This window comes from Pseudomonas sp. NPDC008258, from assembly GCF_042956345.1.
Classification (GTDB): Bacteria; Pseudomonadota; Gammaproteobacteria; order Pseudomonadales; family Pseudomonadaceae; genus Aquipseudomonas.
Window position 1 is genome coordinate 84,756 of the sequence record NZ_JBIBGE010000005.1, and the last position, 23,986, is coordinate 108,741.

Here is a 23,986-nt window from a genome sequence, read left to right on the forward strand (position 1 = left end):
AGGCCTACCTTACCGCGCCTTGAGCTGTTTGCCGCGGGTTTCCGGCAGGCTCAAGGCCGCCACGATGACAATCCCGTAGGACACCGCAGAGAACACGCCAATACCCAGGCCCAGCGGTACATTCTGGCCAAGCATGCCGATCATCAACGGGAACAACGCGGCTATGACCTTGCCGATGTTGTAGCAGAAGCCCTGCCCCGAGCCACGAATGCGCGTGGGGAACAGTTCGGTGAGGAACGCGCCCATGCCACTGAAGATGCCCGAGGCAAAAAAGCCCAGCGGGAAGCCCAGCCACAGCATCACGCCATCGCTGACCTGCATTTGCGTGTACAGCAGCACGATGACGAACGAGCCCACGGCGAACAGGATGAAGTTCTTCTTGCGCCCCAGCAGGTCGGACAGGTAGGCGCTGACCACATACCCCACGTACGAGCCAACGATCACCATGGCCAGGTAGCCCCCCGTGCCCAGCACGCTCAGGCCGCGCTCGTTCTTGAGGAAGGTCGGCAGCCATGACGTGATGGCGTAGTAGCCACCCAGCGCACCGGTGGTCAGCAGGGACGCCCGCACAGTGGTCCAGAGCATGCCCGGGGCAAAGATTTCGTAGAAGTGCGAAGGTGCCTCGGCAGTTTCTTCTGCCTTGGCCTCGCGATACACCTCGGGGTCCTTGACCAGGCGGCGAACGAAGATCACGAACACCGCCGGCACCAGGCCCAGCAGGAACAGCGCGCGCCAGGCCTGTTCTGGCGGCAGCCAGGAGAACAACAGCGCGTAGAGGATTGCCGTGAGGCCCCAGCCGATGGCCCAGCCAGACTGCACCATGCCCACCGCCTTGCCGCGGTCCTGGGCACGGATCACCTCGCCGATCAGTACCGCGCCAGCGGTCCATTCACCGCCGAAGCCAAAGCCCATCAGGGTGCGGGCGATCAGCAACTGTTCGTAGCTCTGGGCAAAGCCGCACAGGAAGGTGAAAAAGGCGAACCACAGCACTGTCAGTTGCAGGGTGCGCACCCGGCCGATGCGGTCGGAGAGGATGCCGGCTACCCAGCCGCCCACGGCCGAGGCGATCAGTGTGCTGGTGTGGATCAACCCGGCTTCGGTGGTGGTGATGCCCCACAGCATGATCAGTGTGGGGATGACGAAGCTGAGCATCTGCGTGTCCATGCCATCCAGGCCATAGCCGATCTTGCAGCTCCAGAAGGTGCGCCGTTGCTGTTTGTCGATATCGCGGTACCAGGCGAAAGGCCCGGACGAAGGGGGGGAACTGACCTGCTGCTGCACGCCGGTGGGGTTCATGGATGCCTCGGCTTGTTGGTATTGTTTTATGGGCGACATTAAGCGTCGCGGCCTGGGCACCATTGTTCAGAGGCTGCATCGCTTGCGTCCAACGAGAAAAACCGCCGGTCTGGAACAAGAAAAACTGATCATGAACCTTCGTTTCCTCGAAACATTCGTCTGGGTCGCCCGGCTCAAGAGCTTCCGCCTGACGGCGGAAAAGCTGTTCACCACCCAGGCCTCGGTGTCCAGCCGCATTGCCGCGCTGGAGGCGGACCTGGGTGTGAAGCTACTGCTGCGCGATTCCCGCGGGGTCAGCCTGACCCCGGAAGGCGGCAAGGTACTGGAATACGCCGAGCGCATGCTGGAAACCGCCAAAGCCATGAAGCAGTCGCTGGACAGTGATCGGGCCAAGGTCGGGCGCATTCGAATCGGCGTGATGGACACGGTGATCCATACCTGGATGAGCGCGCTGGTGGCGGAGCTGACCGAGCGCTACCCGCAGGTGGAAATCGAACTGGTGGCCGACACCGCGCTGAACCTGCGCGAGCAGCTGCAGAAGGGTTTTCTCGATGTGATCCTGCAGACCGACCTGCTGCGTGAGCAGTCGATCCGCAGCCTGGACCTGGCGCGCTATCCGATGGGCTGGGTAGTGGCTGCCGGCTCGCACCAGCACCGGGACTACGCATCGCTGGCCGAGCTTGGGCGCGAGCGCATCATCACTTTCTCGAAAAATTCGCGGCCACAGCAGGAGGTGCTGAGCTTGCTGCAAGCTGCGGGGGCTGAGGCGCCGCGGCTGAACTGCGTGAACTCGGTGGCGGCGATTACCCGGTTGTTGCGTGACGGGTTTGGCATTGGTGCGCTGCCGCCGGCGCTGGTGGATGCCGAGTTGGGCCGGGGCGAACTGGTGCTGCTGCAAGGGCTGCAACCGCCGCCGGGCCTGGAGCTGGTGGTGGCCTGGCAGACCGGGGTGGCGTTGGTCGATGAGGTTGTCGGGGTTTGCCGGCAGGTGTTGGAGGGGTACGCGCGTGATGTGGGGGGGCAGCGGATCGTGCTGGTCTGAAAGATTGCTTTTGCCTGTGCCGGCCCTTTCGCGGGCTTGCCCGCTCCCACAGGTACTGCACAGCTCTCAAGGGCTGTGATGATCCTGTGGGAGCGGGCGAGCCCGCGAAGAGGCCGGCACAGCTACCGCAGAAATCAGCGCCAGCTCTCTTTCACAGCCCTGCGCCGCCCACCGAGGATCACCCAGCCAATCCCCAGCAACAGGCTTTCAACCACGAATGCCAGCACAAAACCGGCACCGACGCCCCAGCCAACGGCTTCGGGCACCAGCAGAATCTGATAGCTGTAGCCATTCAGCGTCTCTTCGCGCAGCTGTGGGTCGGCCTGTACCAGCACATGCCAGGTTCGCTGCGCCCACGGCCCTTGCAGCGCCTGCCATTCGTTTTCCAGCAGTTCGTTGCGGATCATCAGGCTTTCGATGCTGTTGGCATCACTGTTGAACACCGGGTCGTCACTGCTGCGGTAATGCTGCAGCAGCGCCTGCAAGTCGCCCTTGAAAAAGCGCTCGGCCGTTTGCCGGAAACCATCCAGCGCCTCGCGCGACTCGAACAGGTGCGCCTCGACCCGCTGGCTATAGTCCTTGACCAGCCCCGGAACCTGGATACCGGCCAGCAGGCCAAAGGTGAACAGCAGCAACCGCAGGTAACTTCTGAACATGCAGCGTCCTTAGCTCTGGCCGTGCGCCACGCATTCGCCGTGCCGCCACAGGGCCCATTGACCCGGCTCGTAGCGGTGCCAGGTTTCGTTCTCGGTCAGGGCCTCGGTGGCAATCACCGTGACCACGTCGTTGGGGGTGGTTTCGGTATGAAAATCGACGATCAGGTCGACATCCTTCAACCGCGCAGCACCAAACGGCGCACGGCGGGTAATGTGTACCAGCTTGGTCGAGCAGAAGCAGAACAGCCAGTCGCCGTCACTGAGCATGAAGTTGAACACGCCCTGGCCACGGTAGCCGGCACAAGCTTCGACCAGCACCGGCAGCAGCTGTTCCACCGGCACTGGCTCGGGGAAGGCGCTGCGGATGCGGTTGAGCAGGTCGCAGAAGGCCGCTTCGCTGTCGGTGTCGCCCACCGGCCGGTAGAAACTGGCCAGGCCCTTGAAGTCGCCCAACTGGCCGTTGTGCGCAAAACACCAGTTGCGGCCCCACATTTCCCGTACGAACGGGTGGGTGTTGGACAGGCACACCTTGCCGACGTTGGCCTGGCGGATATGGCCGATTACCACTTCGCTCTTGATCGGGTAGCGCTGCACCAGGTTGGCGACCTCCGACTCGCTGCTTGCTGCCGGGTCCTGGAACAGGCGCAAGCCACGGCCTTCGTAAAAGCCGATGCCCCAGCCATCACGGTGCGGGCCAGTCCGCCCGCCGCGCTGCATCAGGCCGGTGAAGCTGAAAACGATATCGGTAGGGACGTTGGCACTCATGCCCAGCAGTTCGCACATAGGCGTGTCTCCTGCGCTTACAGACGGGGCTCGACCCGGCCATTGCCGCGCGGTGCGGCAGGGCGTGGGTCGTCGCGGTAACGGTCGCCACGCTCGGCGGCCAAGGGGGCATGGGCGGCGAGCTGGTCATCTTCGGCGGCCTGGCGCTGGGCGGCGGCTTCGGCTTGCTCGCGGCGCTCGCGGGCGCGTTTTTCCAGCGGCCAGCGCAGCAGCACGAAGAGGAAGTACAGGCCAAAGGCAATCATGCCGTACATGGCAAAGTCAGACACTGCGCGCCAGGCGTTGTTACCGACCTTGAAGGCAACATCCAGGGCCGTGATGGCGATGGCCGGGGCGAAGCTGTCCTTGACCGGGTCGACCACGGTCGGCGTCAGCAGCAGCACCGCCAGCACCACCCGCAGCGGTTCGCGCAGCCAGCGCCACATCCAGCCGGTCAGCTTGAAGCCCACCAACAGGCAGCCCAGGGCGGCAACAGCGTAGAGGCCCCAGAGAAGGGTGTAGTCGTTCTCGGTCATGGTGTTCGTGCAAGCCAGGCAAAGAGATGCCTATGATAAACACTTTTCCGGGCGCAGACAGTGTTTGCCTGTACCGGCCTCTTCGCGGGCTCGCCCGCTCCCACAGGTACTGCGCACCCCTCGAGGGCTGTGGTGATCCTGTGGGAGCGGGCGAGCCCGCGAAGGGGCCGGCCCAGGCAACCCCAATCAAGAGATCCTCAATGCCAACCAAGCCCCAACCCCCGATTGCCAAAGCCGATCAAGCCGCCGACCCGTACGCCTGGCTGCAACAACGCGACACCCCCGAGGTGCTCGCCTACCTGCAGGCCGAAAACGCCTACCAGGAAGCCTGCCTGGCCGACCAGGCGCCGTTGCGCGAGCAACTGTTCGAAGAGATCAAGGGCCGCATCCAGGAAACCGACCTGTCGCTGCCGTCCCCTTGGGGCCCTTACCTCTACTACACCCGCACCACCGCTGGCGACGAATACCCACGCCATTACCGCTGCCCTCGCCCGGCCGACGATTCCAACACCGTCGATGAAAGCCGGGAGCAACTGTTGCTCGACCCCAACGCCCTGGCCAATGGCGGCTTCCTGTCGCTGGGCGCGTTCAACGTCAGCCCCGACCACCGTCTGCTGGCCTACAGCCTCGACACCAGCGGCGACGAAATCTACGCCCTGTACGTCAAGGACCTTGCCACTGGCAATGTCACCGCCCTGCCCTTCGACGATTGCGACGGCAGCCTGACCTGGGCCAACGACAGCCAGACGCTGTTCTTCGCCGAACTGGACGACACTCACCGGCCCTGGCGCCTGCGCCGCCACACGCTGGGCAGCGACGCTGCACAGACCGTTTTCGAAGAACCCGACGGGCGTTTCTTCCTGCATTGCTACCGCTCCAGTTCCGAGCGCCAACTGGTGCTGCTGCTGAACAGCAAGACCACCAGCGAGGCCTGGGTACTGGACGCCGAAACCCCGCAGGCGCCGTTCACCTGCCTGGCGCCGCGTGTCGAAGGCCATGAGTACTTCCCCGACCATGGCCAGCTGGACGGCGAGTGGCGCTGGTTCATCCGCACCAACCAGGACGGCATCAACTTCGCCCTGTACCACGCCCCGGTTGCCCCGGTGCCTAGCCGTGAACAATGGCAGGTGCTGGTGGCACACCGCGATGCGATCATGCTCGAAGGCCTCAGCCTGAATGCCAGCGCCCTGACCCTGAGCCTGCGCGAAGGCGGCCTGCCAATTATCGAGGTACGCCCGCAAGGCCTGGCGCCTTATCGCGTCGAGCTGCCGGACGCCGCCTACAGCCTGTACGTGCAGGACAGCCTGGAGTTCGCCAGCAGCCGCATACGCCTGCGCTACGAAGCACTCAATCGCCCGGCCCAGGTGCGTCAGCTGGAGCTGGCCACAGGTGCCCAGGCCGTGCTCAAGCAAACCCCGGTGCTAGGGGCATTCAATGCCGATGACTATGTGAGCGAGCGCCTGTGGGCAACCGCAGCGGACGGCACTCGGGTGCCGATCAGCCTGGTGCGTCGTCGCCAGGACCTGGGCAAGACCGTGCCGCTTTACCTGTACGGCTACGGCGCCTATGGCGAAAGCCTCGACCCGTGGTTCTCCCATGCGCGCCTGAGCCTGCTGGAACGCGGCGTGGCCTTTGCCATCGCCCATGTGCGTGGTGGCGGCGAACTGGGTGAAGCCTGGTACCGCGCCGGCAAGCAGGAGCACAAGCCCAACACCTTCAACGACTTCATCGCCTGCGCCGAGCACCTGATCGCCGAGGGCGTGACCACTGCTGCCCGGCTGGCCATCAGCGGCGGCAGCGCCGGCGGCCTGTTGATGGGCGCAGTGCTCAACCTGCGGCCCGAGCTGTTCCGTTGTGCAATTGCCGAAGTGCCGTTCGTCGACGTGCTCAACACCATGCTCGACCCCGAGCTGCCACTGACCGTGACCGAGTACGACGAATGGGGCAACCCTGAGGAGCCCGAGGTGTATGAACGGATCAAGGCGTATGCGCCGTATGAGAACGTGAAAGCGCAGGCCTATCCGGCCATGCTGGTGGTGGCGGGCTACAACGACAGCCGCGTGCAGTACTGGGAAGCAGCCAAGTGGGTGGCGCGGTTGCGTACGCGCAAGACCGACAACAACCTGCTGCTGCTCAAGACCGAGATGGGGGCTGGCCATGGCGGGATGAGCGGGCGGTATCAGGGCTTGAAGGATGTGGCCCTGGAGTATGCGTTCGTGTTTGGTGAGCTGGGTGTGGCGTAAAGCCCAGAATTGAGCAACCGCACGATTCCTGTGGGAGCGGGCATGCCCGCGAAGAATTCACCGCGGTGATTGGCACCGGCTTTGCCGGTGTTCGCGGGCTCGCCCGCTCCCACAGGAATTCGGTGCAGGCTGAGTTGATTCAATCATCCTGCACCGGCGCTTTCGGCGGCTCTGGCCGCAACCCCGGCAATGGCTGGTCCTTTGGCGGCCCGGGCACGGGCATTGGCGGCAACAAGGGCGCCCCCGGCTGGCTGTCATAAGCCTTGGGCGGTGTACTCGGGGTTATCTGCGGGTATGGCGTGGGCGTGGGCGTACCCGGTGCACCCGGCACCGGGGTAGTGAGACGGGGTGGCGTGCTTGCGGCTTCGGCCATGGGCAGGCCAGCCATCAACAGCGCGGTGAGGATCGCGTGAAACATCTGCAACCTCCTGTCGGGAACCTTCCTACAGGCTACGCCTAAATCAAACCTTTCGCCTGTCCGCCTGCCCTGCAAGCGCGCTAGACTCAATGACATAACCGTCATTTGCCTGATCAGAACCAAGGAAACATCATGAGCTCCACCTCTTCCGCCGCCGCCACCGCGCGCCTCGACCGCATCCTGGCCGATGCCAAGCGTGACAAGGAAATGGGCTACCGCGACAAGGCCCTGAGAATGTACCCACACGTCTGCGGCCGCTGCGCCCGCGAGTTCGCCGGCAAGCGCCTGAGCGAGCTGACCGTGCACCACCGTGACCACAACCACGACAACAACCCGCAGGACGGCTCCAACTGGGAACTGCTGTGCCTGTACTGCCACGACAACGAGCACTCGCGTTACACCGACCAGCAATACTTCAGCGAAGGCTCCACCAGCACCCCGAGCATTGCCAAGGCCACCCACAACCCGTTCGCCGCACTGGCGGGCATGTTGAAAAAAGACTGACCATCGATTCGCCCCCCGCTGCTACCGGGCAGCCCGTATAATCGCGCTTTTTTCGCGAAGGGCCCCGGTACGTGGCAAACAAACGATACAGCTGCATCGGCCTGTTCAACCCCAAATCGGCAGAAAACGTCGGCTCGGTGATGCGCGCGGCGGGCTGCTATGGCGTCAATTCGGTGTTCTACACCGGCAAACGCTACGAACGCGCACGTGACTTCGTCACCGACACCAAGCGCGTGCATTACGACATTCCACTGATCGGCATCGATGACCTGCAACGCATCATCCCGCTGGGCTGCACGCCGGTGGCGGTGGAGCTGGTGGAGGGCGCGCGGCCGTTGCCGGAATACACCCATCCGGACCGGGCTATCTATATTTTCGGGCCTGAGGATGGCTCGTTGAGCGAGGATGTGCGGGGGTGGTGTGAAGAGACCATCTACATCCCCACCGAGGGTTGCATGAACCTGGCGGCGACAGTGAATGTGGTGCTGTATGACCGTATGGCCAAGGGGCTGAATACCCGGTCGGGGCCCAAGTTCAAGTAATACAAAAGGCCGCCACTGCGTAAGCAGGGCGGCCAGGTGCTGAGCTCCGTCAGAACAGCACCGGTCTTGCTCAGATCACGAAGCGTTGATCCAGATGGTCTTCAACTCCGTGTATTGGTCGTGGGCCCAGATGGACTTGTCGCGCCCACCAAAGCCAGACTCCTTGTAGCCACCGAACGGCGTGGTCACATCACCTTCGCCGAAGCAGTTCACGGTCACCACGCCCGCGCGGATTTCCCGCGACAGGCGCAGCGCGTTGCGCAGGCTGCCGGTGTAGGCCGAGGCGGCCAGGCCATAAACGGTGTCGTTGGCCAGCTCGATCGCCTCGTCGATGGTTTCGAAGCTGGTCACGCTCAGCACCGGGCCAAAGATTTCCTCGACGAACAGCTTGTTGTCGCGGCTGACGTTGTCGACGATGGTCGGCTGCACGAACACGCCTTCTTCGGTTTCGCCACCCTGAACGATGCTGAGCTTCTGCTCGGCAGCGTATTCCAGGTACGACTTCACCTTCTCGAAGTGCGACTTGCTGACCATGGCGCCCAGGCGGTTTTCCGGGTCGAGCGGGTCGCCCAGCTTCCAGTCTTTCAGGTGCTTGGCGATCAGGCTCAGCAGCTCGTCCTTCACGTCCTTGTGGACGATCAGGCGCGAGGAGGCAGAGCAGTTCTCGCCCATGTTCCAGAACGCACCCGCGGTGACGAACTGGGCCACTTCATCCAGGTCTTCGCAGTCGTTCATGACCACGGCCGGGTTCTTGCCACCCAGCTCCAGCACGATGCGCTTGAGGTTGGACTCGGCGGCGTATTTCAGGAACAGGCGGCCGGTGTCGGTGGAGCCGGTGAAGCTGACCATCGGGATGTCCATGTGGCGGCCGATGGCTTCGCCCACTTCACGGCCACCGCCAGGCACCAGGTTGAATACACCAGCAGGAATGCCCGCCTCATGGGCCAGCTCGGCCACGCGCAGGGCGCTGAGGGTGGTTTCCTTGGCCGGCTTGACCACGATCGAGCAACCGGCGGCCAGCGACGGGGCGATCTTCCAGGCCAGCATCAGCAGCGGGAAGTTCCATGGCAGCACCAGGCCGACCACGCCAATGGCTTCACGCACCACCATGGTCACGGCCGCGTTGCCGGTCGGGGCGGTAGCGTCGTAGATCTTGTCGATCAGCTCGGCGTGCCAGCGGATGGTGTGGATGGTTTCCGGCACGTCGACGGTCTGGCATTCGCTGACCGGCTTGCCGCTGTCCAGTGCTTCCAGCACGGCCAGCTCGTGGGCGTTGTCTTCCAGCAACTGGGCGAACTTCTGCAGCACGTGCTTGCGGTCGTTCGGCTGCATCTTCGACCAGGTGCCCTCTTCGAACACACGCTTGGCCGCGGCCACGGCGACGTTGACGTCGTTGACGTCGCAAGCGGCCACTTCAGCCAGTTGCTTGCCGGTGGCAGGGTTGGTGGTGACGAAGGTGCGACCGGAGATGGCATCGCGGAATTCCCCGTCGATGAACGCCTTCGTGCGCAGTTGCAGGTCGGCGGCGATGGCCGCGTATTGTTCCTTGCTCAGCAATTCAGCCATTTTTCCAGCCTCCTTATTTGATCTGGGCGATGGTGGCCTTCAGTTCGGTGACCACACGTTGCAGCTCTTGCTTCTCGGCAGCGTCCAGGTCGTACAGCGGCTTGCGCACACCACCGGTGCTCAGGCCATTCAGGGCCACGCCATTCTTGATGGCCTGGACGAACTTGCCACCTTCGAGGAAGTCCATCAGCGGCATCATGGCAGCCATGATCTTGCGGCCCTTGTCGAAGTCTTTCTCGATCACGCAGGCCTCGTACAGGGCCACGTGCTCGCGCGGGATGAAGTTGGAGCCGGCGCAGACCCAGCTCTTGGCGCCCCAGGCGAAGAATTCCAGGGCCTGGTCGTCCCAGCCGCACGACAGCTGGATGTTCGGGCGTTTGATGGCCAGGCGGTGCAGCTGGGCCATGTCACCGGAGCTTTCCTTGATGGCGACGATATTTTTCACGTCGGCCACGGCGTCGAAGAACTCCTCACCCATGCTCACACTCATGCGGCCCGGGTAGTTGTAGAGCATGATCGGCAGGCCGGCGGCAGCGTCGACGGCTTTAACGTGCAGGGCGATTTCCTGCTGGGTTGGCAGCGCATACGGCGGGGTGCCCACCAGCAGCGCGTCGGCCTTGATTTCCTTGGCGTGCTGGGCAAAGGCCACGGCGTCTTCGGTGCGGATGCCACCGGTGCCGACGATCAGCGGCAGGCGGCCGTTGAGCACGTCCTTGGCCTGGGCGGCCAGTTCGATGCGTTCCTGGGTGGTGTGGGCGTAGTACTCGCCGGTGGAGCCACCAATGATGACGCCGTGGATTTTCGACTCGACCAGGTATTCGAGGACCTCGGCAAACGCTGCCTTGTCGATCGAGCCGTCCGCAGCCAGCGGAGTGATTGCCGGGGTGTAGATGCCTTCGAATTTCACGGTAGGTTCTCCAGTGCGTTGCTCAGTGTTGTAAAGGCCGCCACGCAACCACGCGGCGGTGGGTTGTAAGGCTTCAGCCAAGCGAAGCAGCTTGTTGCAGGTTCAGCGAGCGGGTTTCCGGGGCCAGGGCGACCGAGAAGGCCAGGCCGACGAAGGTCACGGCAGCAGCGGCATACATGGTAGCGCCGATGCCATAGCTGTCGAGGGCGATGGGCACCAGCCAGGTGCCAACTGCCGCACCGACCCGCGACATGGAGGTGCCCACGCCCACGGCGCCAGCGCGGATTTCGGTGGGGAACAGTTCGTTGGGGTACACCAGTTGCAGCACCTGGGCGCCGCCGATGAACAACGCATAGGCCCCGAACAGCACCAGGATGAGCATCTCGTTGCCATTGCTGAAGGCCCCCAGGCCCAGCAGCGCCAGCCCCGACCAGAAGAAGCTGTGCAGCAGCGTGGTGCGCCGGCCGATGGTGTTGAGCAGGCGGGTGCCGACGATGCAGCCGACCACGAACAGGAAGGTGATGGCGATGGAGCCAATCGAGGCCCAGTCCCCTTTCAGGTTCAGCGCGCCCAGCACTTTCGGGGCGAACGCATACACGGCAAACACCGGGATCACCGAGCAGGTCCAGAACATGGTGACGAACAGCATGCGCTTGCCGTAACCGGAGTGCAGCAGGCTGAGGAACGACAGCTTGCGGGTCTTGGGCTCTTCCGGCAGGTTCTTCAGCGAAAAACCGTTGCCGTAGACGCGCTTGATCACCTGCTCGGCCTCGGCCGAACGGCCTTTGCTGATCAGCCAGCGTGGCGACTCCGGTGTACCCAGGCGGATGGCGAACAGCAACGCACCAATAACCGCCGCGCTGGCCAGCACCAGGCGCCAGGCGTCGTCGCCACCGTGGCGCAGGATGGCCTCACCGGCCAGGTAGGCGGTAGCGGCGCCGGCAAACCACAACACGGTCAGGGTAGCCAGGCGCGGGCCGCGGTTCTTCTTCGGCAGGAACTCCACCAGTAGAGAGGTGGCGACCGGGTATTCGATACCCACGGCGATACCGATGGCGAACCGCAGCAGGAACAATGCAAGCGCCGACTCCACCCAAAGCTGCGCGACCGAGGCCAGGATGAACAGGGTCGGGCCAACGAAGAACACGCGCTTGCGGCCGAAACGGTCGGTCAGCCAACCGCCGAAGAAGCCACCGAAGAAAATGCCGATCAGCGCCGAGGCAGCAATCATGCCCTGCCAGAAACTGGTGAGTGCCAGGCCGGCAGACATCTGCACCATGGCCACGCCGATAATGCTCAGTACATAGCCATCGACGAACGAGCCGCCACCGGAACGCAGGGTCAGCAACTGGTGGAAGCTGTTGATCGGTACATCTTCAATCGAAACATTCGGATTTGTCATTGTTGTTCCTACCACGTCTGCTACTTGCACATTTTCAAGGCGAGCGCGTCCGCGAAACTGAAAACCGCACTCAGCCCCGGGTGACCGGACTACGCATCTCGATCATCAAATTCGGGCAAGCCGTGCCCGTGCCGGCCAACTAACGCCGACGCAAAATGTTCTATGGCCTAACTCAGGTAACGATCAGCTCTCTTTGCCTGCGCGGAACTGCCCCCACATCAGGTTGGCGTTCAGACCCAAGGAAACCAGGGGCTGTGGTGGGTTTGCACAAGGCCCGGGGGCATTGAGCAGAAACTCGATCAGTTCGTTCTTGTCACCGGCCAGCCAGTCGGCCAGCAACTTTCCGGTGACGGTGCCACGGGTAACACCCAGGCCGTTACAGCACAGTGCGCCAACCACATTGGGCGCCAACTTGCCGAAGAAGCCCATGTGGTTGCGTGACAGTGCCAGTGCACCGCCCCAGGTATATTCAAAGTCCACGGCAGGCAACATCGGGAAGCGCCGGGCAAACGACTCGCGGTGGCGTTCCACGAAGCGCTCCAGGTACTTGCGGTTGCTGCGCCCGTCGGGGTTGTAGCTGAAGCTGTTGCGGATCAGCAGGCGGTTGTCGACCGTGCGGCGCATGGTGGTGCCGAACGGGTCGGCCGGAATGACGCCCCAGTAGGGTTTGCCCCCCAGGCGCGCCTGCTCTTCCTCGGTCAGCGGGCGGGTGATGCTGCCGTAGGTGAACACCGGCAGCATGCGGCCCTTGAGGAAGCCGAAGCTCATGCCGAAGGCGTTGGTGGTAAGTACCAGCTTGTCGGCCGTGATCGAGCCGTTGGCATGGCGCAGCACGACCTTGTCGCCGTATTCGACGTCGGTGATCGGCGTGTGTTCGTACAGCGAAACATTCGCCGGCAAGCTGTCGGCCAGGCCTTTGACCAATGCCGAAGGTTGCAGCAAGGCAGTGCCCGGGGTGAACAGGCCCTTGCGGTAGAAGTCCGTGCCGATGTGATCGGGCAAGTCGCGGCCTTCAATCACTTCGTAGGGCTGGCCAAGCTTGTCCAGGCCCCGGCGGTAGGCGTCCAGCACGGCAATGCCGCGGTCTTCGATGGCCGCCTGGTACTTGCCGCAGTGGCGGAACTGGCACTCGATGTCGTAACGCTCGATCAGGTCCTTGAGGTACTGCTGGCCCCCCAGGTTGAGCTTGAGGATGGTCTTGGCGATGTCGATGTCGCCGATGTAATCCTCGGCACCGATGTCGTGCGGCAGGTCGATGGCAAAGCCAGCGTTGCGCCCGGAGGTGCCGAAGCCGACTTCCTGGGCCTCGACCAGCACGATCTCGTCATGCGGAAAGTTCGTTGCCAGCTGGCGTGCGGCAGCCAGGCCGGTGAAGCCTGCACCCACCACGACCCAGCGCGCGTGGCTGTGGCCACTGTGGGCAGGCCTTGGCGTACGCGGTTTGCTCAGGTGGTACCAGCCACAGGTGGCATCATCGGCAGGTAACGAACTTATTTTTGTCATCTCACTAACCTGGATCTTGTTGTCGACGGGCGGTCAATGCCAGAGGCCTGACCTTGGTAATTCATATCTGGATCGGTACATCCAGCCCTTGCGGTGCGGCGTACTCGGCCATGCGCCGGCGCGACAGCTCGAAGTGCTCGCGCACCAGCTGGCCGGCAGCTTGCGGGTCGCGGCGTTCGATGGCCTGGATCATCTGCTCGTGCTGCTCGCAGGCGATTTCGAGGTCGCGCTGCATGTCGTCGGTGGTCGGGTGGCGGTAGAAGATCTTGCCCAGCCGGGTGTGGTCGATCAGCAGGCGGCGCAGGCTCGGCAGCAGGTAGTCGTTGTGTGCCATCTTGCCGATTTCCAGGTGGAAGGCGTCGTTGTAGAGCACGCGGTTTTCCACGTCGCGCTCTTCGATTGCCTGGCGGAACTGGGCCTGGATGCCTTTGAGCACTTCGATTTCTTCAGTGCTGGCGTAGGTGGCGGCCAACTGGGTGGTGGCCACGTAGATAAGCGGCGCGGCAACGTAGAAGCTGTGCAGCGACTCGTGGTTCATGGCGGCGACGCGTGGCGCGCGGTTGGCTTCCAGCTCGATGTAGCCTTCGGCGGCAATCTGGCGCAGCAGCTCACGGACAGGGGGGCGCGACAGACCAAATTCGTCGCACAGGGCCAGTTCGTCCACCACGGCACCCGGGGCCAGTTCCATGCTGAGGATCCGGCGGCGCAGCGCTTCGGCCAGGACGGCTTTGCGGTCCGGCGGCACTTCTGCGGCGAGTGGTTGGACGGTGGCTTTCATGGCGGCCTTCTTTGTTGTCATAGAGCTATGTCTACTATTTGTATAACGACTATAGGGCACTGTTAGACAATGTGTCTACAGCATTTTCGATGAACGGTGAAATCAGTTTGGGCCTTTGTTTTTAGGGGTTTCAGCGGGGTCCAAGGGTGGGATTAAACACCCTTGGAGCTGCATTGCCAAACCGGACAGGTAATTATCCAGATCAGACAAATGTGCAAAATGTACCGGCCACTTCGCGGGCTTGCCCGCTCCCACAGGTCCGGCGCAGGCGCTGAAAGCTGTGCTGTACCTGTGGGAGCGGGCAAGCCCGCGAAGGGGCCGGCACAAGCAAAAAAGCCACCTGCAGGCAGGTGGCTCTCTTTCATTCACACAAATCCAGTTACGCGGTCGCCAAGGCCTCGCGCCGTGCATGCCGCTTGCTGGTAATCACCCCCAACACCAAAATCACCAACGCCAGTGCAAAGGTCAGCGACACCTCCATGCGGTGCTTGGGCATGACAAACATGGTGCCCAGGGCAAAGATGATGAAGCCGATCACTGCATAGGTCAGCCACGGGTACAGCCACATCTTGAAGGCAATCTCCACGTTCTGCCGTTGCAGGATGGCGCGCATGCGCAGTTGCGAGAAGGCAATCGCCAGGTACACCAGCAAGGCGATCGACCCGGAGCTGGCCAGCAGGAAGGCAAACACCTCGGCCGGGGCGAAGTAGTTGACGATGGTCGCCAGCATGCCGATCAGCGTGCTGCCGATCACCGCCGCACGCGGCACGCCCACCTTCGAGGTGCGCTGGATGAAGCCCGGCGCATCGCCGCGCTTGCTCAGCGAGTAGAGCATGCGCGAGGAAATGTAGATGGACGAGTTCAGGCAGCTGGCCACTGCCACCAGCACCACGATGTCTACCAGTTGCTTGGCGTAGGGGATGTTCATGATTTCCAGCGCCCGCTGATAGGAGCCCTGCACCGGCAGCAGCGGGTCGTTCCACGGCACCACCGAGATGATCACGAAGATCGACAGCAGGTAGAACACGCTGATGCGCCAGATCACCGAGCGGGTAGCCTTGGCGATATTGCGCGCAGGGTCCTTGGATTCGGAGGCGGCAATGGTGACCGCTTCGGTACCCAGGTAACTGAACATGGTGGTCAGCAAGGCGCCGATGATCGCCGTCCAGCCATTGGGCATGAAACCGCCCTGCTGCTCCAGCAACAGCGGCAGACCGCTCACTTCACGCCCCGGCAACACACCGGCCAGGGCCGCTGCGCCCAAGGCAATGAACGCGACGATGGCGATCACCTTGAGCATGGCGAACCAGAACTCGAACTCGCCGTACTTGGCCACACTGAAGAGGTTGGTAGCGGTCAGCAGCACGGTCATGCTCAGGGCGAAGAACCAGGCATCGATGTGCGGGAACCAGTTATTGAGTACCACGCCAGCGGCAATGGCTTCGATCGGTATCACCAGCACCCAGAACCACCAGTACAGCCAGCCGATGGTAAAGCCGGCCCAACGGCCGATGGCGCGGTCGGCATACGTGGAGAACGAACCGGTATCGGGGCTGGCGACGGCCATTTCCCCAAGCATGCGCATCACCAGCACCACCAGCGCGCCGGCCAGTGCATAGGCGACGATGGCCGAGGGGCCGGCCGCCGCAATGGCGTGCCCGGAGCCGATGAACAACCCGGCACCGATCACCCCGGCGATGGAGAGCATGGTCACATGGCGTTGCTTGAAGCCTTGCGCCAGCTGATTGCCGGCGCCACTCGCGCTTGTCATTGTCATCCTGATCCCTGCTTTTGTTTTCTTTGTGGGGGGACGTGAAGCTCCTGGATCGAAACCCAGCGTGGATGAGCTTCGCGCCCGGTCACGGTACGCCAGCGAGGGGCTGGTCAAGTTGCCTGGATCCGCCACGGACTTGACCATAAATGACATTGGCAGCCTTGAAAGCTGCGTGGCAGAGCCTTCTGCGCGACACGGGATGTCGCCCGGCGCACCGACTGAACCCTGGCGGGGGTTGGCAGGTCAGCTGCATACACTTCACAAGGAGGCCTTGCCATGCTCGATATCCATAACGCGAAATCGTCGCAGCACAATGTCCATGGCCTGGAACGGGTCGGCTCGCTCGCCGGTGGCGCATTGATGTTCAGCAAGGGGCTGCGCCATGGTGGCCTGGTCGGCTTGCTGCAGATGGTGGTGGGGGGGATTGCAGTGGCTCGCGGGGTCAGCGGGCATTGCTCGACCAAGGCGTGGTGGCAGCGGCATCGGCAGGAATATCACCGGTTGCGGTTGGACATAGAACGCAGTGCGGCGGAGCTGGAGGCGTTGAAGGCCAGTGCCAGGGCGGCGACCAGAGGGGTTACGGTAACTGGCAAGGATCCGCTGGCTGGCGGTTGACTAATGCATTGCCTGTACCGGCCTCTTCGCGGGCTTGCCCGCTCCCACAGATATTTCGCAACCCTGGAAGGCCGTGCAGTACCTGTGGGAGCGGGCAAGCCCGCGAAGAGGCAGGTGCAGGCAATTGAGATACCTAACGCAGCGCCTTGCTCTGCAACACCTCGGACTTGCGCCCAAGCACGTTCTCGCTGATCTGCACGAAGTCTTCGGTACTCACGCTGGGCAGGCGCATCAACCCGCGTACCACATCGTCCAGCGAACGCTTGGCCTGGGTATGGATACGAATTTCCTTGTCCAGTGCCTGTAGAAGCATCACCCCACGTGCCACCTGGGCGGAGCTTGCGCGGTCGCCCTTGAGCCGGGTGACCTTGGCGCCCTGCTTGCTCAGACGTGCCTGCCAGGCCAGGTACCGGTCGTCACTCACCCCACCGGCGCGGCGCAGCAGTTCGCTGGCATAGTAGTCGGTCAGGCTTTCCACCAGCCAGTCACTGCCATCACGCCCACGAATTTGCGCAAACAACTGCACCACTTCGCGCAGCAACGGGCTGCTGCCGTTCTCGCTCACCATCGGCCGGGCGCTGTGCAGGTACAGCGAACCCTGCGCAGCCATTGCCCCACGCCACATGCCATCACGGGCACCCACCAGCAACAGTTTTGGCGGGTTGCGTGGGAACACGGCCTGCAACTGCGGCCACACGAACGTCAGCAGGGTCAGGCTGTCCATGCGTCGCATGCCCTGCCCCACCGGTGCAGCCACGGTGACCTCGGTATCGCCCAGGCGGGCGCGGCGGCTGCCCAGGTCACCAGCCAGCATCCAGCCAGTCGGGCGGTCGAACAGGCGCGAAACGTTGTCGATGCGGAACTTGTCCTTGCCAATACGCGGCCAGGAGGTCTCGATGCTCTTCCAGCCCTCAGGCAGATCAAACGCCAGGCGTGCCACCAGCTCGGTGCCATCCTGCTGGTCAAGGCGCGCAGGCGGTACCAGCTGGTCGCCAAGGAACAGCGCCCAGTGTGGGGTAATGCGCGAGGAATAGGCACCGCTGGCGAGCTTCTGGTCCAGTTGCACGCGGTAACTGAGGCTGGTCTTGCCGGCCGACGGCTGCCACACGCCGCGCTGCCCCTGCACTTGCCATTGGCCATCAGCCTGGAAGCCGCTGTAGGCCCCGGCCTTGCCCAGGTCGAAGTCGAGGCGGCGTACGGCACTGCCGTCTGCCAATGTGAGGCGGACTTCAGCCTGGCCACTGGCTGGCAACAGATGCACCTGGTAGTCGAGGTCGACCTTTTTCGCCCAGGCCGGCGAACTGGCCATCAGGCCCAATAACAGAAACAGCTGGCAACGCATACAGAAACTCCTTGTTTCCCCGTGGCAGCGGGCCGCGCCGGTCAGCTGGCACGGAAGATCAGGTGGTCTTCCCAGTCGTCTTCGTGCACATCGTCTTCACTGAGCATACGCCCCGACTGGGAAATACGCTGTTCATGGACCTGCTGGCGATCGCCGCAGACCAGGTGGTGCCAGTCGGGCAGGTCCTTGCCCTCGCTGACCAGGCGGTAGCCGCAGGTGCTTGGCAGCCACTTGAACTGGTCGGCCTTGCCCGGGGTAAGCTGAATGCAGTCGGGCACGTGGGCGAAGCGATTGGGGTAGTCGCTGCACTGGCAGGTGTGCATGTCCAGCAGCTTGCAGGCGATGCGCGTGTAATAGACGCTGTTGTCATCCTCGTCCTCGAGCTTTTGCAGGCAGCACAGGCCACAACCGTCGCACAGCGACTCCCACTCTTGCGGGCTGAGTTGTTCGAGGGTCTTGCGCCGCCAGAACGGCGCGTTTTCAGCGATCATCACACGGGGTTCCTGCATTCATCTTGGGGCCACGGCGCGCGGCGGCGCCAGTCTAGAGCCTGGCCTTCGGCAAAGCCAGACCGCTTGTCAGTCGCGACGGGACGCAGTAGCGTGCGGGTTTCCCGTCCGTTTGCAGGAGCAGTCATGAGCGCCAACCCCCGCATCGCCGATTACGCCATCAACGAGCAGTTCATCAACCGCTGGTCCCCGCGTGCTTTCACCGCCGAGCCTATCAGCGAAGAAACCCTGCTGAGCTTCCTGGAAGCCGCGCGCTGGGCACCGTCGGCGTACAACTCACAGCCTTGGCGCTTCCTCTATGCCCGCCGCGACACGCCGAGCTGGGAGCGTTACCTGAGCCTGCTGGTGCCGTTCAACCGCAGCTGGGCGCAGCAGGCGTCGGCATTGGTGCTGGTCATTTCCAAGACTACGTTTGCCGCCCCGGGTGCTACGGAAGAAAAACCCGCGCTGTGGCACACCTTCGACACCGGCTCCGCCTGGGGGCACCTGGCGTTGCAGGCCAGCATCAGCGGCTGGCATACCCATGGCATGGCCGGCTTCGACCAGGACCTGGCCCGTCAGGAACTGAAGATTCCCGAGGGCTATGTACTGCATGCCATGGTGGCGATCGGCAAGCTGGGTGACAAGGCCAGCCTGGATGAAGCACTGCAATCGCGTGAAGTGCCGAGCCCGCGCAAGCCGTTGAGCGAGCTGGCGGCTGAGGGTGATTTCAGCCTGTAAGCCTTGTGTTGCTTGTACCGGCCTCTTCGCGGGCGCGCCCGCTCCCACAGGGATTGCACAGTACCTGAGGGATGTGGGGTACCTGTGGGAGCGGGCGTGCCCGCGAAGAGGCCGGTACAGGCACTACAAATCAGTAGCCCTTCGCGAAATCCACTTCGCCCCGCAACACCTGCCCCGCTTCATACGCCCGCACATTCTCGACAAACAAACGCACCATCGCCGCCGGCGAGGTGGGTGCCGAGCTGTGCCCGGTGAGCAACAGCCCCCAGGCGGTCCAGAACGGGTGCTGGCGGGGCAATGGCTCCTGCCGGCACACATCGATCACCGCCCCGGCCAGATGCCCTTCCTTCAGGGCCTCGACCAGATCAGCATCGACCACCGCCGCGCCACGCCCGGCATTGATGAACAGCGTGGTCGGCTGGAAGCACTTGAACAGCGCAGCGTCATACAAATCATGCGTGGCCGGAGTATCCGGCAACAGGTTGAGCACGTAGTCGACCTGGCCAACCATGCGCGGCAAGTCGGCCAGCGCCGCCACTTCGACGAACGGCGCCTGATCCCGGGCGCTACTGGCCACACCGTACAGCACCACGCCGAACGGCTGCAGGAACTCGGCCACCCGCTGGCCAATGTCGCCGGTGCCCACAATCAGCACCTTGCGCCCTTCCAGCGTACGCCCCGGGCGGTCATCCCAGCGCCGCTCCACCTGGCTGACCAGGCGCGACAGCACCTCGCGCTCATGGCCGAGCATGTAGGTGAGCATGTACTCGGCCATCACCTGGCCGAAGATGCCCACCGCTCGGGTCAGGCGATAGTCCCGCGGCAGGCCATCGGCCAGCAACGGCGTGATACCGGCCCAGGTCGACTGCATCCAGCCCGGCTTGTGGCCTTGGCGCAGCAGGCTCGCCAACAGGTCCGGCTGGCCCAGCCACACCGGGCACTGCGCTGCCTGACGGGCCAGTTCGGCAGAGTCACCGCTGGTGAGGATTTCCAATTCAGGCGCCGCTTCGCGCAAAAGCCCGGCGTACCGGGCATGGTCATGCTCTGCAATCAGTACTCGCATGATCAGACCGGGTCGTTTCGGCGCAGCAGCTCTTCGGGCAGGTGCTCGATGTACTCGTCTTCCGCCGGCGGCATCTGCAGGTGGTAGCCCTGGCTGTCGAGGTTCTCCAGCACCTTGGTGATGTCCTCGCGGGCCAGCTTGCGCTCAGGGGTGAGCACCAGGTCGAAGGCATGCTGCGGGGTACCGAAGAACGGCAGCAGGCCTTCGGGCACGCGCTCCAGGCCGTCAGCCTTGAGCACGTACAGGTACATTTCGTTCTTGCGGGGGCTCTTGTAGATCGAGCAAATGCGTTTCATCGGGTCTCTCCGGCACCTGCAAGGCTGTCCAGCAGGGCCTGGCCCATACGCTCACGGCGCCAGCCGCGCAGCGAATCGGGCAGTTGATAAGGGCCATTGGGGTAGCCGCTCTTGAGCAGCGCTTCCAGGGCTTTCTTGCGCAGCATCAGCTCGGGGGCAATCCCCAGGCGCTCGCCTTCGGCCTGGCCGATGGCACGCAGCTGCTTGAGGATGCCAGCAGCCTCGATCGGCAGCGGCTCGGGCAACGCCTGAGGCCATTGCTCGGCAGGCTGGCTGCCAGCGCGCTGGATCAGCTGGATCAGGAATTCACCGTCCTGACGAATGGTGCGCGGGTGCATCTCGTCGATCTTGGCCAGCGCCGACAGGTTGTTCGGCTGGCTCTTGGCCATGGGCCACAGCGAGTGTTCCTTGAGGATACGGTTGCGCGGCACATCGCGGTTGCGCGCTTCGCGCTCGCGCCAGGCACACAGCGCTCGCAGCACCGCCAGTTGCTGAGGGCCCAGCTTCCAGGCGAGCTTGACGTCGCGGTAGAGGGTTTCGGGCTCGACCTCACGGCGCAACGCGGCCACCAGCTCGGCGCCGTCTTCCAGCACCCAGGCGTACTTGTCGTCGCTCAGGCGCGGGCGCAGGGCGGTAAACAGCTCGGCCAGGTGCACGGCATCCTCGGCGGCGTAGCTGACCTGGGTTTCCGACAGCGGGCGCTGCAGCCAGTCGGAGCGGGTTTCACCCTTGGGCAGTTCGATGCCCAGCACCTCCTGCACCAACCGCGAATAGCCCATGGAGAACCCCAGGTTCAGGTAACCCGCGGCCAGCTGGGTGTCGAACAACGGCTGCGGCAGCTTGCCAGTCAGGCGCAACAGCACTTCAAGGTCTTCGCTGCAGGCGTGCAGCACCTTGACCACTGCGCTGTCATCCAGCAAGTCGGCCAAGGGTTGCCAGTTGCCAATCAGCAGCGGGTCGATCAGGAAGGCCCGCTGGCCGTCGCCGATCTGGATCAGCCCGGCTTTCGGGTAGAAGGTGTCGACCCGCATGAATTCGGTGTCGACGGCGACAAAGGGCAGTTGGTGCCAGTCGCGGCAGTGTTCGGCCAGGCTCTGGTCGTCACGGATCCAGTGAATTTCGATGGCCACAAGGCTCTCCCACTAACATTGGCGCGCAGTATATACGGCGCGGGCACTGCTGGTGAAACCCGGGCCATCCTTGATATCGATCAGTGGTGCAGTTTTGCATACGCGTGCGGCCCCTGTGGGAGCGGGCGCGCCCGCGAAGAAGGCAACACGGTGTATGGCACGGGCTTCGCCCGTGTTCGCGGGCTTGCCCGCTCCCACATGGACCGCGCAAGCTTGATGACACGCGACTGGCTTCAGCGCTTGGCCGCCAGCCACGGGCGGCAGCTGGCGAACATGTCCAGCGACTGCTGGTACACCTCGGTGCGCACCTGCAACAGGCCGAGCATGGAGTGGAACAGGTTGTCCTGCGACAGCGGGGCATCGCTGAGCTTGGCCAGGCAGTCGGTATCGACGCCGAAGTCCTCTTTGTAGCTGTCAGAGAACCAGGTCAGCAGTGGCACGTGTTTCTGCTGCTCCGGGGCAATCGCGTAAGGCGTGCCGTGCAGGAACAGGTTGTACTCCCCCAGCGACTCGCCATGGTCGGAGAGGTAGATCATGGCGGTGTCGACCTTGTCCTGCTTGCTGCGCAGGGTGTCGATCAGCGAAGCCAGCACCTTGTCGGTGTAGGCCAGGGTGTTGTCGTAGCCATTGATGATGTCCTGCTCGCTGCATTGATTCAGCGCGTTGCTCTGGCACACAGGGGTGAAGCGCTCGCTGCCACTGGGGTAACGCTTGAAGTATTCCGGCCCATGGCTGCCCATCTGGTGCAGCACCAGCACGGTATCCTTGTCGAGGTTGTCAATCAGCTCGTCCAGGCCTTGCAACAGGATCTGGTCATGGCATTCGCCATTGGCGCACAGCTGAGGGTCCTTCAGGTTGCTGACATCGATGAACTGCACGCGGTCGCAGGTACCTTTGCAGCCCGACTGGTTGTCACGCCACTGCACGGCCAGGCCGGCACGCTGAAGGATGTCCAGCAGCCCTTCGCGGTTCTTCGCTACACGGGCATCGTATTCCTTGCGCGTCATGCCAGAGAACATGCACGGCACCGAGACGGCCGTTTCCGTACCGCACGAATGCACATCGGAGAACGCCAGCAGGCCCTGCTCCTTGGCCAGGTTCGGCGTGGTATCGCGGTCATAGCCCAGCACACCGAAGTGGTCTGCCCGCGCACTTTCACCCACCACCAGCACCGTCAGTGATTTGCGCTCGTGCTTCTGCCAGGCCACATCGCGTTTGGCATCTTCGCCGTAGTTCTGGAACGGCCGCGATGCCGTACCGACACGCTCGCTCACATAACCGATGGAGGCGCCGACGATATTGCTGGGGGTGAGCATCAGGCGCAATTCGTGGTGGTTGCGCAGCAACGACGACAAGCCCTGGTAATTGACCAGCGCCACCGAACCCAGTGCCACCACGCAGGCGCCACTGACCACCAGCTTGCCGAGCAACTCGCGGTGCCAGCGGCGATAGGCGATCTGCGCCTTCCATAGCAGCACCGAAGGCAGCACACCAAGCAGCAGGATATACGCGGCAAACTTGAACGACATCAGGTCGCGTACTTCTGCAACATTGGTCTCGGCCATATTGCGGAACATGCCGGCATCAATAAGTACACCGTACTGGTTCATGAAGTAAGCCACGCCCGCGCCACTCATGAACAACACAATGAGCAACGGTTTCAATACATAGCGAAAGGCAAACAACGTGAGGACCAGGTTGAAGGCAAACAGCATCAGCACGGCAAACGCCAGGCTCAGCCACAACCCCGACAGGCCGGGGGGCACAACCTCTTGCAGATGCTCCCAAAGGAACATGTTGAAGCCGATCAGCAGGTAAAGGCTGGCCAGCAGCGTGACCCATTCAGTCCGCAGGGATTTGAAGTTGAGCATCAGCGTTCGCAATCAAGAGTGATTATCAACCCCCAGGCCGGATGGCACCGTGGGAAAGTTGGGCGAACTCTAGAAAGCGCGTCATCAATTTTTCGTGAAAAAGACGGTAACAATTTCGTGAAGAGGCGTCTTTTATCAAATACGTGAAAGCCGTTCAGCTGCCATTCAGCCTGGCAGCCGTCACCAGCCTGTGCAAAGACGGCTATCCTCAGAGGTCAGGACCTTACCGACAACCCTGACAGAGGTGAAGAAATGCCAGTTCCGCATGATCTGCTCGCTGACCTGCACGTTACCGCTGATGCATTCCAGGCGCTCATTGACAAGGACCAGACGCTGCACTCGCTGCACAAGGAATACAACGCCAAGGACAAGGAGGTGGTTGCCGCCGAAAACAACGGCACCAACGACGATGCCGTCAACCGCCTGCGCAAGGAAAGGTTGCTGATCAAGGACAAGATCGAACGGATCATCCATCCGCCCAAATCCTGATGGAAATGTATTGAATTCACTG

Annotated in this window: 24 protein-coding genes; 7 read left to right on the forward strand and 17 right to left on the reverse strand. The window is 63.0% G+C overall.

Going from position 1 to position 23,986, the window contains the following annotated elements; genetic code table 11:
* Positions 1-9 precede the first annotated feature (9 nt).
* Complete coding sequence (locus ACFY9W_RS05460) at positions 10-1,296, reverse strand: MFS transporter (RefSeq protein ID WP_391126829.1); 1,287 nt, start codon at positions 1,294-1,296, stop codon at positions 10-12.
* A 130-nt stretch (positions 1,297-1,426) separates the two neighbouring features.
* Between ACFY9W_RS05460 and ACFY9W_RS05465 the strand changes: the two genes are divergently transcribed.
* Positions 1,427-2,338 (forward strand): LysR substrate-binding domain-containing protein, encoded by a 912-nt coding sequence (locus ACFY9W_RS05465; RefSeq protein WP_391126832.1) that lies wholly within the window; start codon positions 1,427-1,429, stop codon positions 2,336-2,338.
* Between the two features lie 134 nt (positions 2,339-2,472).
* Here the strand turns inward: ACFY9W_RS05465 and ACFY9W_RS05470 are convergent, their stop codons facing one another.
* From ACFY9W_RS05470 to ACFY9W_RS05480, 3 genes are read right to left on the reverse strand one after another with little or no spacing between them, the layout of a single operon-like run.
* A complete protein-coding gene (locus ACFY9W_RS05470) occupies positions 2,473-2,994 on the reverse strand; it encodes a DUF2937 family protein (protein ID WP_110740198.1) in 522 nt (173 codons plus the stop codon).
* A gap of 9 nt (positions 2,995-3,003) precedes the next feature.
* A complete protein-coding gene (locus tag ACFY9W_RS05475) occupies positions 3,004-3,777 on the reverse strand; it encodes a class II glutamine amidotransferase (protein WP_391126836.1) in 774 nt (257 codons plus the stop codon).
* A gap of 17 nt (positions 3,778-3,794) precedes the next feature.
* Positions 3,795-4,292: an MFS transporter gene (locus ACFY9W_RS05480; RefSeq protein ID WP_391126839.1), complete on the reverse strand. Its 498-nt coding sequence runs from the start codon at positions 4,290-4,292 to the stop codon at positions 3,795-3,797.
* A gap of 200 nt (positions 4,293-4,492) precedes the next feature.
* Between ACFY9W_RS05480 and ACFY9W_RS05485 the strand changes: the two genes are divergently transcribed.
* Positions 4,493-6,535, forward strand: coding sequence for a prolyl oligopeptidase family serine peptidase (locus ACFY9W_RS05485; protein WP_391126842.1), 2,043 nt, complete (start codon positions 4,493-4,495; stop codon positions 6,533-6,535).
* 139 nt (positions 6,536-6,674) lie between these two features.
* Here ACFY9W_RS05485 and ACFY9W_RS05490 read toward each other — a convergent pair whose 3' ends face one another.
* Entirely contained in the window at positions 6,675-6,953 is a 279-nt protein-coding gene (locus tag ACFY9W_RS05490) for a hypothetical protein (RefSeq protein WP_391126845.1), read from the reverse strand.
* 132 nt (positions 6,954-7,085) lie between these two features.
* Here ACFY9W_RS05490 and ACFY9W_RS05495 point away from each other — a divergent pair, with 132 nt between their 5' ends.
* Both ACFY9W_RS05495 and ACFY9W_RS05500 read left to right on the forward strand, forming a co-directional pair.
* On the forward strand, positions 7,086-7,457 hold the full coding sequence (locus tag ACFY9W_RS05495; protein ID WP_016488597.1) for a YajD family HNH nuclease: 372 nt from the start codon (positions 7,086-7,088) through the stop codon (positions 7,455-7,457).
* Between the two features lie 71 nt (positions 7,458-7,528).
* Positions 7,529-7,999 (forward strand): RNA methyltransferase, encoded by a 471-nt coding sequence (locus ACFY9W_RS05500; RefSeq protein ID WP_028693028.1) that lies wholly within the window; start codon positions 7,529-7,531, stop codon positions 7,997-7,999.
* Positions 8,000-8,074: 75 nt separating this feature from the next.
* On the opposite strand, the gene ACFY9W_RS05505 is transcribed toward ACFY9W_RS05500, so the two are convergent.
* The 6 genes from ACFY9W_RS05505 to gabP form a co-directional block, all read right to left on the reverse strand.
* Entirely contained in the window at positions 8,075-9,565 is a 1,491-nt protein-coding gene (locus ACFY9W_RS05505; RefSeq protein ID WP_391126850.1) for an aldehyde dehydrogenase family protein, read from the reverse strand.
* 13 nt (positions 9,566-9,578) lie between these two features.
* Positions 9,579-10,472 (reverse strand): dihydrodipicolinate synthase family protein, encoded by an 894-nt coding sequence (locus ACFY9W_RS05510; protein WP_391126853.1) that lies wholly within the window; start codon positions 10,470-10,472, stop codon positions 9,579-9,581.
* Positions 10,473-10,545: 73 nt separating this feature from the next.
* Positions 10,546-11,874 (reverse strand): MFS transporter, encoded by a 1,329-nt coding sequence (locus ACFY9W_RS05515; RefSeq protein ID WP_391126856.1) that lies wholly within the window; start codon positions 11,872-11,874, stop codon positions 10,546-10,548.
* 183 nt (positions 11,875-12,057) lie between these two features.
* Positions 12,058-13,377 (reverse strand): FAD-dependent oxidoreductase, encoded by a 1,320-nt coding sequence (locus tag ACFY9W_RS05520; RefSeq protein WP_391126859.1) that lies wholly within the window; start codon positions 13,375-13,377, stop codon positions 12,058-12,060.
* Between the two features lie 61 nt (positions 13,378-13,438).
* Positions 13,439-14,155, reverse strand: a complete 717-nt coding sequence (locus tag ACFY9W_RS05525; RefSeq protein ID WP_391126862.1) for an FCD domain-containing protein — start codon at positions 14,153-14,155, stop codon at positions 13,439-13,441.
* A 379-nt stretch (positions 14,156-14,534) separates the two neighbouring features.
* A complete protein-coding gene (gabP, locus tag ACFY9W_RS05530) occupies positions 14,535-15,932 on the reverse strand; it encodes a GABA permease (RefSeq protein WP_391126865.1) in 1,398 nt (465 codons plus the stop codon).
* Between the two features lie 273 nt (positions 15,933-16,205).
* On the opposite strand from gabP, the gene ACFY9W_RS05535 reads away from it, so the two are divergent.
* The gene (locus tag ACFY9W_RS05535) at positions 16,206-16,544 is read left to right on the forward strand and encodes a DUF2892 domain-containing protein (RefSeq protein WP_391126868.1); all 339 of its coding nucleotides are present in this window, start codon (positions 16,206-16,208) and stop codon (positions 16,542-16,544) included.
* Positions 16,545-16,677: 133 nt separating this feature from the next.
* On the opposite strand, the gene ACFY9W_RS05540 is transcribed toward ACFY9W_RS05535, so the two are convergent.
* On the reverse strand, positions 16,678-17,886 hold the full coding sequence (locus ACFY9W_RS05540) for a hypothetical protein (protein ID WP_391126871.1): 1,209 nt from the start codon (positions 17,884-17,886) through the stop codon (positions 16,678-16,680).
* Between the two features lie 41 nt (positions 17,887-17,927).
* A complete protein-coding gene (locus tag ACFY9W_RS05545; protein ID WP_391126874.1) occupies positions 17,928-18,377 on the reverse strand; it encodes a YcgN family cysteine cluster protein in 450 nt (149 codons plus the stop codon).
* 144 nt (positions 18,378-18,521) lie between these two features.
* Here ACFY9W_RS05545 and ACFY9W_RS05550 point away from each other — a divergent pair, with 144 nt between their 5' ends.
* Positions 18,522-19,115, forward strand: coding sequence for a nitroreductase family protein (locus ACFY9W_RS05550; RefSeq protein ID WP_391126877.1), 594 nt, complete (start codon positions 18,522-18,524; stop codon positions 19,113-19,115).
* Positions 19,116-19,245: 130 nt separating this feature from the next.
* Here the strand turns inward: ACFY9W_RS05550 and ACFY9W_RS05555 are convergent, their stop codons facing one another.
* From ACFY9W_RS05555 to ACFY9W_RS05570, 4 genes are all read right to left on the reverse strand, one after another.
* Positions 19,246-20,178, reverse strand: coding sequence for an NAD(P)-dependent oxidoreductase (locus ACFY9W_RS05555; protein ID WP_391126880.1), 933 nt, complete (start codon positions 20,176-20,178; stop codon positions 19,246-19,248).
* Positions 20,179-20,180: 2 nt separating this feature from the next.
* On the reverse strand, positions 20,181-20,474 hold the full coding sequence (locus ACFY9W_RS05560; protein ID WP_391126883.1) for a YcgL domain-containing protein: 294 nt from the start codon (positions 20,472-20,474) through the stop codon (positions 20,181-20,183).
* Entirely contained in the window at positions 20,471-21,604 is a 1,134-nt protein-coding gene (gene rnd / locus ACFY9W_RS05565) for a ribonuclease D (RefSeq protein WP_391126886.1), read from the reverse strand. The genes ACFY9W_RS05560 and rnd overlap by 4 nt, the downstream gene beginning before the upstream one ends.
* A gap of 233 nt (positions 21,605-21,837) precedes the next feature.
* On the reverse strand, positions 21,838-23,475 hold the full coding sequence (locus tag ACFY9W_RS05570) for a phosphoethanolamine--lipid A transferase (protein ID WP_391126889.1): 1,638 nt from the start codon (positions 23,473-23,475) through the stop codon (positions 21,838-21,840).
* Positions 23,476-23,727: 252 nt separating this feature from the next.
* Between ACFY9W_RS05570 and ACFY9W_RS05575 the strand changes: the two genes are divergently transcribed.
* On the forward strand, positions 23,728-23,964 hold the full coding sequence (locus tag ACFY9W_RS05575; protein ID WP_391126892.1) for a DUF465 domain-containing protein: 237 nt from the start codon (positions 23,728-23,730) through the stop codon (positions 23,962-23,964).
* Positions 23,965-23,986 lie beyond the last annotated feature (22 nt).

Bases quoted from the DNA above. Each gene is read 5' to 3' on its own strand.
- ACFY9W_RS05460 (WP_391126829.1), bottom strand. From the start codon at position 1,296: ATGAACCCCACCGGCGTGCAGCAGCAGGTCAGTTCCCCCCCTTCGTCC.
- ACFY9W_RS05465 (WP_391126832.1), top strand. From the start codon at position 1,427: ATGAACCTTCGTTTCCTCGAAACATTCGTCTGGGTCGCCCGGCTCAAG.
- ACFY9W_RS05470 (WP_110740198.1), bottom strand. From the start codon at position 2,994: ATGTTCAGAAGTTACCTGCGGTTGCTGCTGTTCACCTTTGGCCTGCTG.
- ACFY9W_RS05475 (WP_391126836.1), bottom strand. From the start codon at position 3,777: ATGTGCGAACTGCTGGGCATGAGTGCCAACGTCCCTACCGATATCGTT.
- ACFY9W_RS05480 (WP_391126839.1), bottom strand. From the start codon at position 4,292: ATGACCGAGAACGACTACACCCTTCTCTGGGGCCTCTACGCTGTTGCC.
- ACFY9W_RS05485 (WP_391126842.1), top strand. From the start codon at position 4,493: ATGCCAACCAAGCCCCAACCCCCGATTGCCAAAGCCGATCAAGCCGCC.
- ACFY9W_RS05490 (WP_391126845.1), bottom strand. From the start codon at position 6,953: ATGTTTCACGCGATCCTCACCGCGCTGTTGATGGCTGGCCTGCCCATG.
- ACFY9W_RS05495 (WP_016488597.1), top strand. From the start codon at position 7,086: ATGAGCTCCACCTCTTCCGCCGCCGCCACCGCGCGCCTCGACCGCATC.
- ACFY9W_RS05505 (WP_391126850.1), bottom strand. From the start codon at position 9,565: ATGGCTGAATTGCTGAGCAAGGAACAATACGCGGCCATCGCCGCCGAC.
- ACFY9W_RS05515 (WP_391126856.1), bottom strand. From the start codon at position 11,874: ATGACAAATCCGAATGTTTCGATTGAAGATGTACCGATCAACAGCTTC.
- ACFY9W_RS05520 (WP_391126859.1), bottom strand. From the start codon at position 13,377: ATGACAAAAATAAGTTCGTTACCTGCCGATGATGCCACCTGTGGCTGG.
- ACFY9W_RS05525 (WP_391126862.1), bottom strand. From the start codon at position 14,155: ATGAAAGCCACCGTCCAACCACTCGCCGCAGAAGTGCCGCCGGACCGC.
- gabP (WP_391126865.1), bottom strand. From the start codon at position 15,932: ATGACAATGACAAGCGCGAGTGGCGCCGGCAATCAGCTGGCGCAAGGC.
- ACFY9W_RS05535 (WP_391126868.1), top strand. From the start codon at position 16,206: ATGCTCGATATCCATAACGCGAAATCGTCGCAGCACAATGTCCATGGC.
- ACFY9W_RS05540 (WP_391126871.1), bottom strand. From the start codon at position 17,886: ATGCGTTGCCAGCTGTTTCTGTTATTGGGCCTGATGGCCAGTTCGCCG.
- ACFY9W_RS05545 (WP_391126874.1), bottom strand. From the start codon at position 18,377: ATGATCGCTGAAAACGCGCCGTTCTGGCGGCGCAAGACCCTCGAACAA.
- ACFY9W_RS05550 (WP_391126877.1), top strand. From the start codon at position 18,522: ATGAGCGCCAACCCCCGCATCGCCGATTACGCCATCAACGAGCAGTTC.
- ACFY9W_RS05555 (WP_391126880.1), bottom strand. From the start codon at position 20,178: ATGCGAGTACTGATTGCAGAGCATGACCATGCCCGGTACGCCGGGCTT.
- ACFY9W_RS05560 (WP_391126883.1), bottom strand. From the start codon at position 20,474: ATGAAACGCATTTGCTCGATCTACAAGAGCCCCCGCAAGAACGAAATG.
- ACFY9W_RS05570 (WP_391126889.1), bottom strand. From the start codon at position 23,475: ATGCTCAACTTCAAATCCCTGCGGACTGAATGGGTCACGCTGCTGGCC.
- ACFY9W_RS05575 (WP_391126892.1), top strand. From the start codon at position 23,728: ATGCCAGTTCCGCATGATCTGCTCGCTGACCTGCACGTTACCGCTGAT.